This is a genomic window from Burkholderia sp. 3C (assembly GCF_054589155.1).
The window spans coordinates 117170-135067 of record NZ_BAAILN010000155.1 but is presented as its reverse complement, the minus strand read 5'-3'; the positions used below and the strand labels follow the sequence as shown (position 1 = coordinate 135067).

Here is a 17898-nt window from a genome sequence, read left to right as displayed (position 1 = left end):
GCTGGCGGGCCGTCGAAGCGGCCGCCAGCGCCGCCTTGACGGTTCTTTTCCTATCGATTTCTCCGCGCATTTTCACTGCTTCGGCATCCTGACGGTCAGGCGATTTTTTCAATTGCTTCGTCATCCGATGCAATTGCGAACGGCTGTCATCGGCACGCCACATTCGTGCTGCGCAAGCACCTGTTTCGACGCCTTCGCGTCGCTTTCGAAAGCTTCGAGACAGCCTTGATCGACACGCGATTGCCCGTTCTGTCACCCCCGTTCCCATGAATACGACGCATGAATGGGAACAGTGCGCAAATGAATTGCAAATGAGAATCGTTATCGGTAATATTCCGACTCGCATTCTGGCGCGGGGAGGTGTGTGTCGCCAGCGTGTGATCACCAGGATTTCGGCATGTCGCGAGCGTCATGTCGACCGCATCCGGTGACGCTTACAAACGGCCGCCGAGTCGTCAGATCGAACCACGGCGGACGGACACAACACATGGAGCGTAGTCAACAAATGGGAATCTCGATGGACGGCTGGCGGCGCGGGAAGCGCGTTTCGTATCGACAGGCAGGGGTGATCCGGTTGACGCCGGTCGCGATCGCGCTATGCGCGGCATGGGCTGGCGCGGCGCACGCGCAGGCGGCCGCTTCCGCACCGCAGGCAGCGTCCGCCGCGCTGCCGACCGTGCACGTGAAGGCCGCGCCCGATGCGACGACCGAGGACAGCGGCTCGTACGCGACCCGCGCGGCCACCGTCGGCAGCCGTTCGGCCACGCCGGTCAAGGAGATTCCCGCCTCGGTGTCGGTGCTGACGCGCGAACGGATGAACGATCAGAACATGACGACGATCCAGGACGCGCTGCGCTACATGACGGGCGTGAGCGCGATCGAATACGGCGACGGCACGGCCTACTACCACTCGCGCGGCACGCAGCTCGGCATCGAATTCGACGGCGTGTCGATCGTCAGTGGTCTTGAATATCTGCAGCAGTTTGACCTGGGCATTTACGACCGCGTCGAATTGATTCGTGGTCCGAACGGCGTGCTCGACGGCAACGGCGAGCCGGGCGGCACCGTGAACCTGGTGCGCAAGCGCCCGCAGAAGGAATTCCACCTCAGCACCGAAACCCAGATCAGCTCGTTCGGCGGCGCCCGCCAGATGATCGACGTGACCGGCGCGCTGAACAAGGAAGGCACCGTGCGCGGCCGCGCCGTGCTGATCGGCAGCGACATGCACGGCTCGATCGACCGCGCGCGCAAGAAGGAAGTGACCGGCTACGGCGCGATCGACTGGGACATCACCCCGCGCACCACGCTGTCGCTGTCGGCCGGCTACCAGGTCAACACCAACACCGGCTTCGATTACGGCGCATCGGGCCTGTTCCGCAGCGCGACCGCCACCGCACCGTTTGGCCGCGTGCCGAGCTCGTACTCGCAGAACTTCGCGCCGGACTGGAACTACGGCTACACCTCGCTGCAGGAAGTGAACGGCAACCTGGTGCACAGCTTCGCGAACGGCTGGAAATCGCAGACGACGCTGTTCTATCGTCACGAATTCACCAAGGCGGACGAGGCCGACAGCGGCCCGGGCGCCCTGGCCCCCGGCATCGCGCGCTACACCGAGCGCCGCCAGCAGAACACCTACGACTGGTTCGGCGCCGACACCAACGTGACCGGCCCGATCGAGGCGTTCGGCCGGACCCACACGCTGACGGTCGGTGCGAACTACTCGGTGATGTCGGAAACGGCGTACAGCGGCAACAAATCGCTGGTCGGCCCCGGCCCGCTCGGCACGTTCAGCCTGTACGACCCGAACGTGATCGGCAAGGTCAACGTGCCGTTCACGTTCGGCACCAACACGCGCCAGGTTCAGTACGGCTTCTACACGCAGGCGCGCATCAAGCTGCTCGATCCGGTCACGCTGGTGCTGGGCGCGCGCGAGGCGTTCTTCGAACAGCGCTCGCAGTCGATCCTGCCGACCGTGGCCGACTGGAAGACCAACGTCAACCTCGATCACCGCTTCCTGCCGTCGGTGGGCCTGGTGTGGGACATCACGCCGTCGACCACCGTCTACGCGAGCTACTCGAAGTTCCTGGCCGCGCAAACCGCGATCGAAGCCGACAGCAGCGTGGTGCCGCCGCGTACCGGCGATCAGTATGAAATCGGCGTGAAGAACAGCTTCCTCGGCGGCCGCCTGTCGACCACCGCCGCGTTGTTCCGCATCCAGGACAACAACCGCGCGGTGGCCGATCCGGCCAACCCGACGTTCTCGATCCCGGCCGGCAAGGTGCGCGACCAGGGCTTCGAGTTCGAGGTGACGGGCCAGCCGATCGAGAACTGGAACATCTACGCGGGCTACACGTACCTGAATGCGAGCTACGAGAACGCGGCGGCCGACCTGTCGGAAGGCACCGATCCGAAGCACCTGTTCAAGCTGTGGACCAAGTACTCGTTCACGGCCGGCACCTTGCGCGGCTTCTCGGTCGGCGGCGGCATGCTGGCGCAGACGCAGACCACGCGCGGCGTGGTGCAGGGCGGCTACACGGTCTTCAATGCGCAGGTCGGCTATCGCTTCAACAAGCACCTCGAAGCGTCGCTCGCGTTGAACAACATCTTCAATCGCCAGTACTACCTGCGTCCGCCGGGCAATTTCTACAGCGTGTTCGGCGATACCCGCAACGTGATGCTGACGGTTCGTTCGGACTTCTGACGAACCACGCGGCGGGCCGGTCCCGCCGCACCTGACGAACCGGGGCGTTCCGCGCGCCCCGGCTCGATACCCGGCCCCGGCCGGGAGCGCATGCCGGAGCAGAGGACATGTGTGACAGCGGCGGTCACGGTGTGGTCGTGAAACTGAAACAATTAATGCGAATCATTCCGATTTGCATTGTATTTATATAAATTACCCGCGTACGACTCGCTTCGGGCCGAAGCCGCGTTGTGCAGCTGACTCGCGTGGTCGCGCTCCGATGCCTGGGCGCCGCCGCGAACGCGTCATGGAGGGAACGATGAATGTCGCTGACGTAAGCATGACGATGTCGAATGCCGTCCGTCCAACCTGCCTGGCCGTTCCGTGCCGGGTGTCCGATTTCAGCGCGCCGCCGGCATCGCCGTCGCGCTGCCTGCGCGTTTGCACCGGCGCCGCGTCGCCGTACGCGACGCTCCGAGCCGGTGCTGCCGGCCTTTTCTCGCACGCTCCGGCCTCGCAGCCGGGCCGCGTGCTTCCGAGAACTCTTCACAGGAACTTTCGCCATGTCGCAAGCCATGCCTTTGCTATTTGATTTCTCGCCGTTCGCCGGCCAGAGCGAACGCTACGTTGAACTGATCAAGCAGTTCTCCGCCGCGCACGCATTCCGCAGCGCGCATGTCAGCGAGCTGCTGCTGGAAGACGATTTCCACCGACGCCCGCTGCGTCCGGAAGATTTCGAATTCCTGAAGTTCCAGAAGCCGGTGCGCCAGCACAACGTGAGCCGCCTGCCGGCGCTGGCCTCGGGCCGCACGCTGCTGTCGATCTACGAACTGGGCGTGGCGCGCCTGCCGCGCAGCGCCGACATCGACGAATGGCAGCACTTCAGCGGCTTCTATGGCGACGACGTGCAGGTGTTCGGCGCGCAGATCGCCCCGTTCCTCGAAGCCTATGCGTTCGAATACCTGTCGCAGGATCAGGCCGTCGAGGCCGAGCCGGCTGCCGCTGCCGCGCGCCTGAAGCGCCTGATCGACGAGGAAACGGCGTTCTGGACCGAATCGTTCGCCCGCCTGATGCGCAACGACTATCTGCAGGAAGGCCTGCGCTTCATCACAGTGCAGCGCTGGGCGCTCGCGCCGTCGAAGCGCCGCGCGCTGGCTCGCGCCACGGCGAGCGGCTTCCTCGACATGCTGCCCGAGGCGCTGCGCCCGCAACTGCACGGCGACCTGCCGTCGGATGCGCTGCTCGAAAAGATCGCCGCCTCGGTGGGCGTGACGCGCCAGCAGCATGCGTACTGGCAGTTCTATCTGCCGACCAGCACCGCCAAGGCCAACCTGCTGTACGCGCTGGGCCGCCGCCCGGATCGCGCGTTCGGCCTGGTGGGCGCGGCCTACGCGGCCGAAGCCGAATGGCTGGCGTTCGGCGCCGCGCTGGAGCGCGCCTGCGCGCATCTGGCGCCGGCCGGCCGCGAGCCGGGCGAGTTCGAGCGCCGCACCGACGCGCTGGTGGCACGCTTCCAGGAAGCGCTGCAAACGATTGCCGGCCAATACGGCCAGCCCGCCTATGCGCAGGCGGTGCAGGGCGTGGCCGCGGCCGAGCGCCTGTGCGAGCGGGCGCGCTGGGATCTCGGCGAGCAGTTGCTGTGGCTGTCGTCGATCCGCCACTACATCAAGTTCGCACACCGAATCAGCGACCGCATCGACGTCGAATGCCCGGGCATCGACCGCGAAACCTTCGTCGAGCCGTTCGAGATGTGCTCGACCACGCACGTCCACAACGATCACCGCCTCGTGACCATCGAGGAAGGCCAGATGCTGTTCTGGGGCAATGTGGGCATGCAGTTGAAGATGAACGTGGGCGACAAGGTGCTGATTCCCGACGGCCGCCTGCACGGTTCGACCGTGCTGTCGGGCGAGTGCACGTATCACCAGCCGATCATTCCGGACGACTGGGTTCAGGCGCTGGTCGCCGAACTCGAGGCGAAGGCGAACGCGGGCGCGTCCGCCTGAGTTCCGCCGGCAGGAACCTGCTTTGACTGGTGGGCCGCGCATTCCGCGCGGCCCGGCACGCTCGCCCGCGCTGGCGACGAACAAGGATATGAAATGAGTTCAACCGAGGAAAAGGTCAACCTGTTGGCGCAAGCCGATGCGGCGCCCGGCGAAGGCTTTGATCCGGGCGACTGGAAGAGCCGCATCATCAACGGCCGTGCGCTCGGCGCCGCCGCGAACCCGCCCGCGTGGCTCGACGCGTCGTACGCGACGCTGCGCGAGAGCGTGATGCACCCCGAGTATCCGTGCTTCTTCGGCACCATCGCCGAGAAGCGCGGCGAGATGTTCTATTCGTTCGTGAACGGCAAGAACATCGCCGACCTGCCGGCCACCATGCAGACCTTCGCCGAACTCGCGCTGCGCCCCGAGTATCGCAAGAACAATATTGCGGTGTTCTTCGAACCGGATGCCGCGCCGCTCTCGCACGACGACTATCACACGCATTTCTGGCAGATCCTCCAGCATCTGCACGACGTCGATCCCGATCCGAAGGCCGACCAGCAACCGCCGCCGTCCGATGGCGACTGGGAATTCTCGTTCGCGGGCGTGGAGTGCTTCGTGGTGTGCGCGTGCCCGTCGTTCCGCACGCGCCACAGCCGCAACCTCGGCCCGGGCATGGTGCTGCTGTTCCAGCCGCGCAGCGTGTTCGTCGACACCATCACCAACAAGGTGATCGGCCGCGAGGCGCGCAACCAGGTGCGCAAGCGCCTCGAAACCTGGGACGAAATCCCGGCCCACCCGGATCTCGGCTTCTACGGCGACCCGGGCAACCTCGAATGGAAGCAGTACTTCCTCGACGACGCCAACGTGGCCGCCGACGATCGCTGCCCGTTCCTGAAACGCCAGAAACAGAACGCCGAGGCGGCCCAGGCCGCGTTCGGGGCCGAGCCGCGCGACGTGCTGAACGCCGGCGACTACGCGCCGAAGCGTCATGTCGAGCCGGTGGTGGTGCAGTCGAAGCCGGCCGCCGCCGACTCGGCCGGCGCGCGCCACTGGCAGCAGCACCGGATCGTCTCGACCGAGAACCCGTATGCGCCGCATCCGGCGTCGTGGCACGGCAAGGAGCCGCACGCGGTGCCGCCGGTCAAGCGCGATCGCCACGAGTACGGCGAGGACTGACGCACCGCGGTGCCGAAGCGATCACGAGGGCCGGGCGCCACGGTGCCCGGAAACGCCGCCCGCGATGCGGCGGAGAAAGACAGCAGGGCGAGGTAGGGAAATGGCAGAGAACATGATCGAACGGTTGCGCGCGCTGGCGGCGCAGCGAGCCGCGGACACCGCGCTGGTGGCGGTCGATGCGCAAGGCGACACGCGCTACGACTACGCGGCGCTCGACCGGCGCGCCACGGCGCTGGCCGTCCTGCTGCGCGAGCGCGGCGCGGGCGGCCAGGCCGCGCGCGTGTTGCTCGCGATGGACAGCGGCATCGACTACGTGGCCGCGTTCTTCGGCTGCCTCTACGCGGGCGCGATCGCGGTGCCCGTCTATCCGCCCGAATCGTTGCGCGGCCAGCATCTGGCGCGGCTCGCCGCGATCGCCGCCGATGCCGATGCGGCGTTCGTGGTGACCACCGCCGCGCTGTCGGCCAAGCTCGGCGACGCGTTCGCGCAGATCGCCCCGAACGCCGCGTGCATCGAGATGGATGCGCTCGATCACGGCGCCGTGGATGCGGCCGGTTTCGCGCCGCATCGTGCCGCGCCGTCCGACATCGCGTTCCTGCAGTACACGTCCGGTTCGACCTCCACGCCGAAGGGCGTGATGGTCACGCACGGCAGCCTGTGGGCCAACGAAGTGGCGATCTGCGAAGGGCTCGGCGTGACGGCCGAGGACGTGTTCGTCAGTTGGCTGCCGCTTTATCACGACATGGGCCTGATCGGCACGCTGTCGCAACCGGTCTACAGCGGGATTGCGCTGGTGCTGATGTCGCCGCAGTTCTTCCTGGAGCGGCCGGTGCGCTGGCTGGAGGCGATCGCGCGCCATCGCGGCACGATCTCCGGCGGCCCCGATTTCTCGTACCGGCTGTGCGCCGACCGCGTGGGCGACGAGGCGCGCGCCGCGCTCGATCTGTCGAGCTGGCGGCTCGCGTTCTCCGGCTCCGAGCCGGTGCGCAAGGCCACGCTCGATGCGTTCGTCGAACGCTTCGCGCCGCAACGGTTCGACGCCGACGCGCTGTTTCCGTGCTACGGGCTGGCCGAGGCGACGCTGTACGTCAGCGGTGTCGGGCGCGGGCGTGGTGCGCGCGCGCCGGGCTTCGATGCCGAGGCGCTCGAACGCGGGCGCGCGGTGGCCGATGGGTCCGGCGTTGCACTCGTGTCGTGCGGGCGCGCGCCGAGCCATCACACGATCGCCATCGTCGATCGCGCCAGCGGCGCGGTGCTGGACGACGGCGGCATCGGCGAGATCCTGGTGCACGGGCCGAGCGTGGCCGCCGGCTACTGGCGGCGCGCCGACGCGACGGCCGCCTCGTTCGTGGAGCGCGACGGCGCGACCTGGCTGCGCACCGGCGATCTCGGTTTCGTGCACGACGGCGAACTGTTCGTGGCCGGGCGCATCAAGGATCTGCTGATCGTGCGTGGCCGCAACCTGTATCCGCAGGATCTCGAACTCGCGATCGAGCGCGACGTGGAGCTGGTGCGGCGTGGCCGCGTGGCGGCGTTCGCGGTCGAGGTGAACGGCCAGGAAGGCATTGGCGTCGCGGCGGAAGTGTCGCGCAACATGCAGAAGCTGGCCGCGCCCGAGGCGATCGCCGCCGCGCTGACCGAGGCCGTGGCGCAAGCCTGCGGCGAGCCGGCCGCCGTGGTGGTGCTGCTCAATCCGGGCGGCCTGCCGAAGACGTCGAGCGGCAAGGTGCAGCGCGCCGCGTGCGTGCGCGGCTGGCAGGCGCGTTCGCTTGATGCCTACGCGTATCTCGTGCACGGGCAGCGGGACGATTCCGATGGACCGGCTGCGGCCGAACGCGGTGCGGCTTGCTCCGAACTCGAGCGGGAACTGGCCGGGTTGTGGCGCGAGGCGCTGCCGTCGCTGCCCGCTGCGCCCGATCCGGCCGCCAGCTTCTTCGCGTTCGGCGGCAATTCGCTGGCCGCCGTGCAGGTCGCGGCGGCCGTGCAGGCGCGCTGGGCGATCGACTATTCGGCGCGCGACGTGTTCACCGCGCCGACGCTGCGGGCAGCGGCCGCGCGTATCGACGAGCGTCTCGCTTCCGGCGGCGCGCAATCGCTGGCGGCATTGGCCTCGTTCGCTCCGCTCGACGCCGCTGCGCGCCGCGTGGCAGTGGCCTCCGACGCGCAGCGCAGCCTGTGGCTGACCTGGCTGCACGAGCCGTCGAGCGCGGCCTACAACATGAGCGGTGAATTGCGCCTCGACGGCGTGCTCGATGCCGCCGCGCTGCAACTCGCGCTCGACGACGTGGTAGCCGCGCACGACGTGCTGCGCGTGCGCTTCGAACTGGGCGACGAGGGCGAGGCGTTGCAGATCGTCGATGCACAGCGCGCGCACGCGCTGCCGCTGACCGCGCTCGATACGCTCGAAGCCGGCGCGCAGGCCGCCGCGCTCGAACGCCTGACGCGCGAGGTCGCGCACGCGCCGTTCGATCTCGAAACCGGGCCGCTGCTGCGCGCGCATCTGGTTCGCACCGCTGACGATTCGCATCGCTTGCTGATCGCGCTGCATCACATCGTGGCCGACGGCTGGTCCGTCAACGTGCTGCTCGACGCCCTGGCGCGTGCCTACGCGGCGCGCACGGGCGGGGCGGCGCCGACGCTTGCCCCGGCCTGGCAATACACCGACTACATCGCCTGGGAGCGCGCCGCGCTCGGCGACGACGCGATCGCGCGTCAACTCGATTACTGGCGCAGGCAACTCTCCGCCGACGGCGATCCGGCCGCCGCCGCGCGGCTGTTCCCGCGCGAGCGCGCAACGCTTGGCGCCCAGCGCGGCGTGACGTTTACGCTGCCGCGCGAGACGGCGGCGGCGCTGCGGCGGCTCGCGGCCGAGCGTCATGCCACGCCGTTCATGGCGATGCTGGCCGTGCTGAACGCGGTGCTGCACGAGGCCAGCGGCCGCGACGACATCCGCGTCGGCGCGCCGGTGTCGCGCCGCGCGCGCCCCGAAGCGCATGCGCTGATCGGCTATTTCATCAACGTGCAGGTGCTGCGCACGCGAATCGACCCGGCGCGCGGCTTCGCGGCGCTGATCGATGCCGCGCGCGAGACGGTGCTGGCCGCGCACGAACATCAGGACGTGCCGTTCGACCGGCTGATGAGCGCGCTGCTGCCGAACCGCGTCACCGGCGACGAAGCGCTGTTCCAGGTCAAGCTGACCGAGCAGCGGCCGTTCGACACGCACGGTTTCGCACCGCTTGACGCGCAACTGCGCGTGCTGCTCAACGACACGCCGCACTTCGATCTCGCGCTCGATTTCACCGATCGCGGCGACGCGATCGACTGCCTGCTGGCCTATGACGACGCGGTGTTCGACGCCGCCGCCGTGGCTCGCCTGAGCGCGTGCTTCACGGCGTTCGCGGCGAAGCTCGCGGCCGAACCCGACGCGCCGCTGGCCGGCGTGCTGGCCGAGGCGGCGGCGCAGGCCGATGCCGCCGCCGACGGCGGGTTTCTCGCACGGTGGACGGCGAGCGTGGCGCGCGATGGCGCGCAGATCGCGCTGGCCGATGGCGAGCGGCACGTGAGCTACGCCGCGCTCGACGCGGCCGCCGATGCGCTGGCTGCACGGCTCGTCGCGCAGGGGATCGCCCCCGAGGCGCGCGTCGCCGTGCTGGCCGAGCGTTCGGTCGAGCATGTGCTGGCCATGCTGGCCGTGCTGAAGGCCGGCGCGACCTGGCTGCCGCTCGACCCGCGCGCGCCGGCCGCGCGCCTGTCGGCGCAACTGGCCGACAGCGGCGCGGCGTTGCTGCTGCATGCGGTGGCCTTGCCGGATGGGCTCGCTCTGGCTGCCGCCGTGCCGATGGCGCTGCGTTACGAGGCCGTACCGCTCGCTACCGTCGCCACTGCGAGCCTGCCGCGTACGCATCAACATCAAGCCGATCGCTCGGCCTACATGATCTACACGTCGGGTTCGACCGGCGAGCCGAAGGGCGTGGTGATCACGCATCGCGCGCTCGGCAACTACGTGGCCGGCATGCTCGCCACGCTCGATGCGCAGCCGGCATCGTCGTTCGCGATGGTGTCCACGCCCGCGGCCGACCTCGGCCACACGACGCTGTTCGGCGCGCTGGCCTCGGGCCGCACGCTGCATCTGATCGCGCCCGATCTGGTGTTCCAGCCCGATGCGTTCGCCGCCTACATGGCCGCGCATCGCGTCGGGGTCCTGAAGATCGTGCCGAGCCATCTGGCCGCGTTGCTGTCCGCCGCGCAAGCGGCGCAGGTGCTGCCGGCCGACGCGCTGATCGTCGGCGGCGAGCGCACCCCGGCCGCGCTGCTGGCGCGCGTCGCCGCGCTGGCGCCGCACTGCCGCGTGTTCAATCACTACGGCCCGACCGAAACCACCGTGGGCGTCGCCATGCACGCCTGGCCTGCCGGTGCGGCAACCGATCGCGACCTGCCGCTCGGCCGCGCGCTGCCCGGCATGCGCCTGCATCTGCTCGATGCGGCCATGAACCCGGTGGCCGATGGCGAGGACGGCGAACTCTACGTCGGCGGCCCCGGCGTGGCGCGCGGCTATCACGGTCGCGCGGGGCTGACTGCCGAGCGTTTCGTGCCCGATCCGTTCCTGGCCGGCGAGCGGCTGTACCGTACCGGCGACCTGGCGCGCCTCGGCGCGGACGGTCTGCTCGACTATCGCGGCCGCGCGGACGATCAGGTCAAGGTGCGCGGCTACCGCGTCGAGCCGGCCGAGGTCGAGCGCGTGCTGACGACCCTCGACGGCGTGCGCGGCGCGGCCGTGCTGGCCTATGAAACGCCGGCCGGCACGCGGCTGGCCGCGTTCGTCGCGGGCGGCCCGGAAGCCGCCGCGCTGCGCGAGGCGGCGGCGCGGCTGCTGCCCGATTACATGGTGCCGGCCGAATCGATCGCGCTTGACGCGCTGCCACTCAATGCGAACGGCAAGCTCGACCGGGCGGCGCTGCGTGCGCGGCTCGGGGATTGGCTGGCGCAGTCGGTTACGTCAGCCGCTCCGGCTTCGGGAGAATCTCCGGAAGGCTCGTCGGCCGAAGCCGAAGTCCAAACCGCCGACGCACCGCGCGGCGAAACCGAACAGGCCATCGCGGCGATCTGGGCCGATGTGATCGGCATCGAACTGGCGCGCATCGGCCGCGATTGCAATTTCTTCGAAGTGGGCGGCGATTCGCTGCTCGGGCTGAAGGTCGTCGCGAAGGCGCGCAAGCTCGGCATCACGATCACGCCGAAGCAGTTGTTCCAGCGTCTGACACTGGCGCAACTGGCCGAGAAATCGGCGGCGAAGGCGGCGGTTGCGCCTGCGCCTGCGAAGCTGGCCGACGCGCCGGTTTCCGGTTCGGCATCGGTGGCGGACGCATCGGCCGAGTTGTCGCCGATTCCGAGCCTGCCTGCCGCCGCGCGTTCGCGCTCGCTCGCTTCGTTTGCGCAGCAACGTTTGTGGTTCCTCTGGCAACTGGCCCCGGCGAGCCGTGCGTATCACGTCTCGGGCGGCCTGTGGTTGACGGGCGAGGTGGACGGCGCGGCGCTGCGTGACGGGTTCGCGGCGATCGTCGCGCGTCATGCAGTGCTGCGCACGCGCTTCGTCGCCAATGCGGCGGGCGAGGTGGAGGCGCATGTCGACGACGCGGTGTCGATCGACTGGCGCGAAGCAACAGCGGCGAACGATGCGCTCGAAACCGCCGCGCGCGCACTGGCCGACGAACCGTTCGACCTGTCGGCCGGCCCGCTGCTGCGCGCCGCGCTGTACCGGAACGCTGGCGAGGGACGGCATCTGCTGGCCGTGTCGATGCATCACATCGTGTCCGACGGCTGGTCCGTTCAGGTGCTGCTCGAAGAACTGGTGGCGCATTACCGCGCGCGCGTGCTCGGCGAGGCGGCGCAGTTGGCCGCGTTGCCGATTCAGTACGCCGACTACGCCGTGTGGCAGCGCGACTGGCTGGCCGCCGGCGAGCGCGAGCGGCAACTGGCCTACTGGAAGGCGACGCTCGGCGATTCGCATCCGGTGCTGGCGTTGCCGATGGACGGCGTGCGCAACGCGCAGGGCGGCTACACGGCCGGGCGTTATGCGGTGAACTTGCCGGCGTCGCTGTCGCAGGCCGTCAAGGCTTGCGCGCAGCAGCATTCGGCCACGCCGTTCATGCTGCTGCTGGCCGCGTTCCAGGCCTTGCTGCATCGTTACACGGGGCAGGACGATATTCGCGTCGGTGTGCCGGTGGCGAACCGCCATCGCGTCGAGACGGCCGGCCTGATCGGCTTCTTCGTCAATACGCAGGTGATGCGTGCGCGCTTCGACGGCGGCGAGACGCTCGGCGATCTGCTCGGCCGGTTGCGCGATGCGACGGCCGGCGCGCAAGCGCACCAGGATCTGCCGTTCGACGTGCTCGTGGAAGCGTTGCGCCCCGAGCGCAGCCTGAGTCACAGCCCGCTGTTCCAGGTGATGTTCAATCATCAGCGACGCGATTGGCGCGTGCTGGACGGCTTGCCCGGCCTGTCGATCGAGCCGTGCCGGTTGCCCGCACCGGCCGCGCAGTTCGAGTTGATGCTCGATACGCGCGAGGAAGCGGACGGCGCGGTGAGCTTCGAGTTCAGCTATGCGCGGGAGTTGTTCGACGAGGCGACCATTGCGCGGTTCGCCGCCCATTACCGCCGCTGCGTCGAGGCCGTGGTGTCGGGTTTCGCGACGCGTGTGGCCGATCTCGCGCTGACCGACGAGGCCGAGCGCGCGACGCTCGATGCGTGGAGCCGGAATCGTACGCGGTATGACGAGATCGAGCCGGTGTTTCATGCGTTCGAGCGTCATGCGGCGGCGCATCCCGATGACGAGGCGCTGGTTTTTGGTTCGAACGCGCTGACTTATGCAGAACTGAATGATCGGGCGAACCGCCTGGCGCATTGGCTGCGGTCGCGTGGTGTGGGTGCGGAGTCGCGCGTCGGCGTTTCGGCCGAGCGGTCGCTGGAGTTGGTGATTGCGCTCTACGCGATCATGAAGGCCGGCGCAGCGTATGTGCCGCTCGATCCGTCTTATCCGGCCGACCGGATTGCCGCGATGATCGACGACAGCGGCATTGCGTTGTTGCTCGCGCAGCGTGATGTGGCGCTGCCGGTGTGTGAACACGTCGAGCGCGTCGATCTGGAAACGCTCGATCTGTCGGCGGGTTCGTCGCTTCCGGCTACGAATCCGAACGTCAAGCTGCACGGCACGAACCTGGCCTATGTGATCTTCACGTCCGGTTCGACCGGGCGGCCGAAGGGCGTCGGCAACAGCCACGACGGCCTCTCAAATCGCCTGATCTGGATGCAGCGCGAATACGGCCTGCAACGCGGCGAAACGGTGTTGCAGAAAACACCGTTCAGCTTCGACGTATCTGTCTGGGAATTCTTCTGGCCGTTGATGGTGGGCGCACGTCTGGCAATTGCGGCACCGGGGGCGCATCGCGATCCGGCCGAACTCGCACAGACGATCGTCGCGCATCGCGTCACGACGCTGCATTTCGTGCCGTCGATGTTGCAAGCGTTCATGGCGAGCGACGCTGCGGCTTCCTGCGGCGCGACGCTCAAGCGCATCATTTGCAGCGGCGAGGCCTTGCCTGCCGATCTGAGCGCGCGTACGGCGGCTGTGCTGCCGAGCGTGGCGCTGCATAACCTGTACGGCCCGACCGAAGCGGCCATCGACGTCACGGCGTGGACCTGCATCGACGAAGCTGGCCGCCCGGTGCCGATCGGCCGTCCGATTGCGGCGACGCAAACTTGGGTGCTCGATGCGCGGCTGAATCCGGTGCCGCCCGGCGTGCCCGGCGAGTTGTATCTCGGTGGCGCGGGCCTTGCACGCGGTTATCTGGGCCGCCCCGATTTGACGGCCGATCGTTTCGTCCCCGATCCGTTTGCGGACGCTCCGGGCGCACGCCTGTATCGCACGGGCGATCTCGCGCGCTGGCGCACCGATGGCGCTATCGACTACCTCGGTCGAATCGACCATCAAGTCAAGATCCGCGGCCTGCGCATCGAGCTTGGTGAAATCGAATCGGCGTTGACTGCGGACGCGGCTGTGCGCGAGGCGGTCGTCATTGCGCATGAAGGCCGTCTCGTCGCCTACGTGACGGGCGATCAACCCGACGTCGCCGCCTTGCGCACCGCACTGGCCGCACGCTTGCCCGACTATATGGTGCCGTGGCGCATCCTCGCTTTGGCGGCATTGCCGCTGAACCCGAACGGCAAGGTGGACCGTCGCGCGCTGCCGCTACCGGAAACCGACACGGAAGCCGCCGCGAACTACGAAGCGCCGCAAGACGGCGCGGAAACCGAACTGGCCGCGATCTGGGCCGCGTTGCTCGGCGTGTCGCGGGTCGGGCGGCACGACGATTTCTTCGAGCTGGGCGGCCATTCGCTGCTGGTCGTGCGCCTGAACGCGCGGATCGGCCTGGACTTCGGCGCGAGCCTGCCGCTTGCGGAGTTGTTCGACGCGCGCACGCTCGCCGCGCAGGCCGAGGCCATCGCACGCGGCCGCGACGCGCAGCAGGGCACGGACGCCCTGAACAGCCTCGATCTCTTTATGGACACGCTTTGAACGCATTCATGGACAAGACCACGGCCGCCCGCATCGCCGCCCGCTTCATCGACCTGACGCCCGACAAGCGCCGTCTGTTCTGGGAAAAGATGCAGGCGGAAGGCGTGAGCGTCGCGCAGTTCCCGATCCTGCCGCGCTCGCGCGAGACTCACGCGGTGCCGGTGTCGTACGCGCAGCGGCGTCAATGGGTGCTCGCGCAACTGTCGCCGGCGAGCCGCGCGTATCACGTGTCGGGCGGCCTGTGGCTGACGGGCGAGGTGGACGGCGCGGCGCTGCGCGAGGCGTTCGCGGCGATCGTCGCGCGTCATGCGGTGCTGCGCACGCGCTTCGTTGCGAATGCAGCCGGCGAGGTCGAGGCCTTCGTCGATGAAGCCGCCTCGATCGACTGGCGCGAGGAAACGGTGGCGAGCGATGCGCTCGAAGCGGCCGCGCGTGCGTTGGCCGACGAACCGTTCGACCTGTCGGCCGGCCCGTTGCTGCGCGCGGCGCTGTATCGGGACGCAGGCGAGGGGCGACATCTGCTGGCTGTGTCGATGCATCACATCGTGTCGGATGGTTGGTCGGTGCAGGTGCTGCTCGGTGAACTGGTGGCGCTTTACCGCGCGCGCGTGCTTGGCGAGCCGGCGCAGTTGGCCGCGTTGCCGATCCAGTACGCCGACTACGCCGCATGGCAGCGCGACTGGCTCGAAGTGGGCGAGCGCGAGCGGCAATTGGCTTACTGGAAGGCGACGCTCGGCGATTCGCATCCGGTGCTGGCGCTGCCGATGGACGGCCTGCGCAATTCGCACGGCGACTACACGGCCGGGCGCCATGCGCTGGACCTGCCTCCGTCGCTGTCGCAGGCAATCAGGGCCTGCGCGCAGCAGCAGTCGGTCACGCCGTTCGTGCTGCTGCTGACCGCGTTCCAGGCGCTGCTGCATCGTTACACGGGGCAGGACGACATTCGCGTGGGCGTGCCGGTGGCGAACCGCAACCGCGTCGAGACGGAAGGCCTGATCGGCTTTTTCGTCAACACGCAGGTGATGCGCGCGAGCTTCGACGGCAACGAGACGCTCGGCGATCTGCTCGGCCGCTTGCGTGATACGACGGTGGGCGCGCAGGCGCATCAGGAATTGCCGTTCGACGCGCTCGTGGAAGCGCTGCGCCCCGAGCGCAGCCTGAGCCACAGCCCGCTGTTCCAGGTGATGTTCAATCACCAGCGCCGCGACTGGCGCATGCTCGACACGCTGCCGGGGCTGCATATCGAGCCGCATCCGCTGCCGACCACGATGGCGCAGTTCGAGCTGATGCTCAACACGCAGGAAGCGGTGGATGGGGCGATCACGATTGAATGGACCTACGCGCGAGAGTTGTTCGATGCGGCGACGATCGAGCGATTCGCCGCGCATTATCTGCGCTGCGTCGAGGCCATCGCGCAAGGGCCGTTGACGGCGCGGATCGCCGATATCGCGCTGACCGGCGAAGCCGAGCGCGCGACGCTCGATGCGTGGAGCCGCAATCGTACGCAGTACGACGAGATCGAGCCGGTGTTTCATGCGTTCGAGCGTCATGCAGCGGCGCATCCCGATGACGAGGCGCTGGTTTTTGGTTCTGACGCACTGACGTACGCAGAACTGAATGATCGCGCGAATCGTCTGGCGCATTGGCTGCGTTCGCGTGGCGTGGGTGCGGAATCGCGTGTCGGCGTTTCGGCCGAGCGGTCGCTGGAACTGGTGATTGCGCTGTACGGGATCATGAAGGCGGGCGCGGCGTATGTGCCGCTCGATCCGTCTTACCCGGCCGATCGGATTGCCGCGATGATCGACGACAGCGGCATTGCGTTGTTGCTCGCGCAACGTGATGTGGCGCTGCCGGGGTGTGAACACGTCGAGCGCGTCGATCTGGAAACGCTCGATCTGTCGGCGGGTTCGTCGCTTCCGGCCACGAATCCGGACGTCAAGCTGCACGGCACGAACCTGGCCTATGTGATCTTCACGTCCGGTTCGACCGGGCGGCCGAAGGGCGTCGGCAACAGCCACGACGGCCTCTCAAATCGCCTGATCTGGATGCAGCGCGAATACGGCCTGCAACGCGGCGAAACGGTGTTGCAGAAAACGCCGTTCAGCTTTGACGTATCCGTCTGGGAATTCTTCTGGCCGTTGATGGTGGGCGCACGTTTGGCGATTGCCGTGCCGGGGGCGCATCGCGATCCGGCCGAACTCGCGCAGACGATCGTCGCGCATCGCGTCACGACGCTGCATTTCGTGCCGTCGATGTTGCAGGCGTTCATGGCGAGCGACGCGGCGGCTTCCTGCGGCGTGACGCTCAAGCGCATCGTTTGCAGCGGCGAGGCATTGCCTGCCGATCTGAGCGCGCGTACGGCGGCGGTGCTTCCGGGTGTGGCGCTGCACAACCTGTATGGCCCGACCGAAGCGGCCATCGACGTGACGGCCTGGACCTGCATCGACGAAGCTGGCCGCCCGGTGCCGATCGGCCGCCCGATTGCAGCGACGCAAACGTGGGTGCTCGACGCGCGGCTGAATCCGGTGCCGCCTGGTGTGCCTGGTGAGTTATATCTAGGCGGTGCGGGCCTTGCGCGCGGGTATCTGGGCCGCCCCGATTTGACGGCTGACCGCTTCGTGCCCGATCCGTTTGCGGACGCTCCGGGCGCGCGCCTGTATCGCACGGGCGATCTCGCGCGCTGGCGCACCGATGGCGCCATCGATTACCTCGGTCGGATCGACCATCAAGTCAAGATTCGCGGCCTGCGCATCGAGCTTGGTGAAATCGAAGCGGCATTGACTGCGGACGCGGCTGTGCGCGAGGCGGTGGTGATCGCGCATGAAGGCCGTCTTGTCGCTTACGTGACGGGCGACCAACCTGATACGGCCAACTTGCGCACCGCACTGGCCGCACGCTTGCCCGACTATATGGTGCCGTGGCGCATCCTCGCTTTGGCGGCATTGCCGCTGAACCCGAACGGCAAGGTGGACCGTCGCGCGCTGCCGTTGCCCGAAGCCGACACGGAATCCGCTGCGAACTACGAAGCGCCGCAAGACGGTGTGGAAGCGCAATTGGCCGCGATCTGGTCCGCGCTGCTGCGCGGCGCGCGCGTCGGCCGCCGCGATGATTTCTTCGAACTGGGCGGCGATTCGATCCTGGCCTTGCAGATCGTCGCGCGCGCCCGGCAAGCCGGCTACGTGCTGACCGCGCGTCAAATCTTCGAGCAAGCGACGATCGCCGAACTCGCGGCCGTCGCGCAGCCGGTGGACGGCCGCGATGCGGATGCGCAACGCGCCGCTGCCGACGAGGCCGAGGAAGCCGCCGCCATCGCCGACGGCGCGCCGGTCGCACTGATGCCGGTGCAGGCATGGTTCCTCGCGCAGCCGCTGGCGAACCGGAATCACTGGAACCAATCGGTGCTGCTGCATCTCGACACCGCGCCCGATGCGGCGCGTCTCGACCAGGCCTTGCACGCTGTGGCGGCTGCGCATCCGGCGCTG

5 protein-coding genes are annotated in these 17898 nt (G+C 68.3%); all 5 read left to right on the top strand.

Going from position 1 to position 17898, the window contains the following annotated elements; all coding sequences use genetic code 11:
* Positions 1–487 precede the first annotated feature (487 nt).
* Positions 488–2701, top strand: a complete 2214-nt coding sequence (locus ACYP33_RS33110) for a TonB-dependent siderophore receptor (RefSeq protein ID WP_459625360.1) — start codon at positions 488–490, stop codon at positions 2699–2701.
* A 542-nt stretch (positions 2702–3243) separates the two neighbouring features.
* On the top strand, positions 3244–4686 hold the full coding sequence (locus ACYP33_RS33105) for a cupin domain-containing protein (protein WP_414441819.1): 1443 nt from the start codon (positions 3244–3246) through the stop codon (positions 4684–4686).
* Positions 4687–4779: 93 nt separating this feature from the next.
* Positions 4780–5844 carry a YqcI/YcgG family protein gene (locus tag ACYP33_RS33100; protein ID WP_414447726.1) on the top strand — a complete coding sequence of 355 codons (1065 nt, stop codon included), beginning with the start codon at positions 4780–4782 and terminating at the stop codon, positions 5842–5844.
* 100 nt (positions 5845–5944) lie between these two features.
* Positions 5945–14416: an amino acid adenylation domain-containing protein gene (locus tag ACYP33_RS33095; RefSeq protein WP_459625359.1), complete on the top strand. Its 8472-nt coding sequence runs from the start codon at positions 5945–5947 to the stop codon at positions 14414–14416.
* Between the two features lie 8 nt (positions 14417–14424).
* The coding region (locus ACYP33_RS33090) for an amino acid adenylation domain-containing protein (protein ID WP_459625358.1) at positions 14425–17898 on the top strand (3474 nt) is incomplete at its 3' end.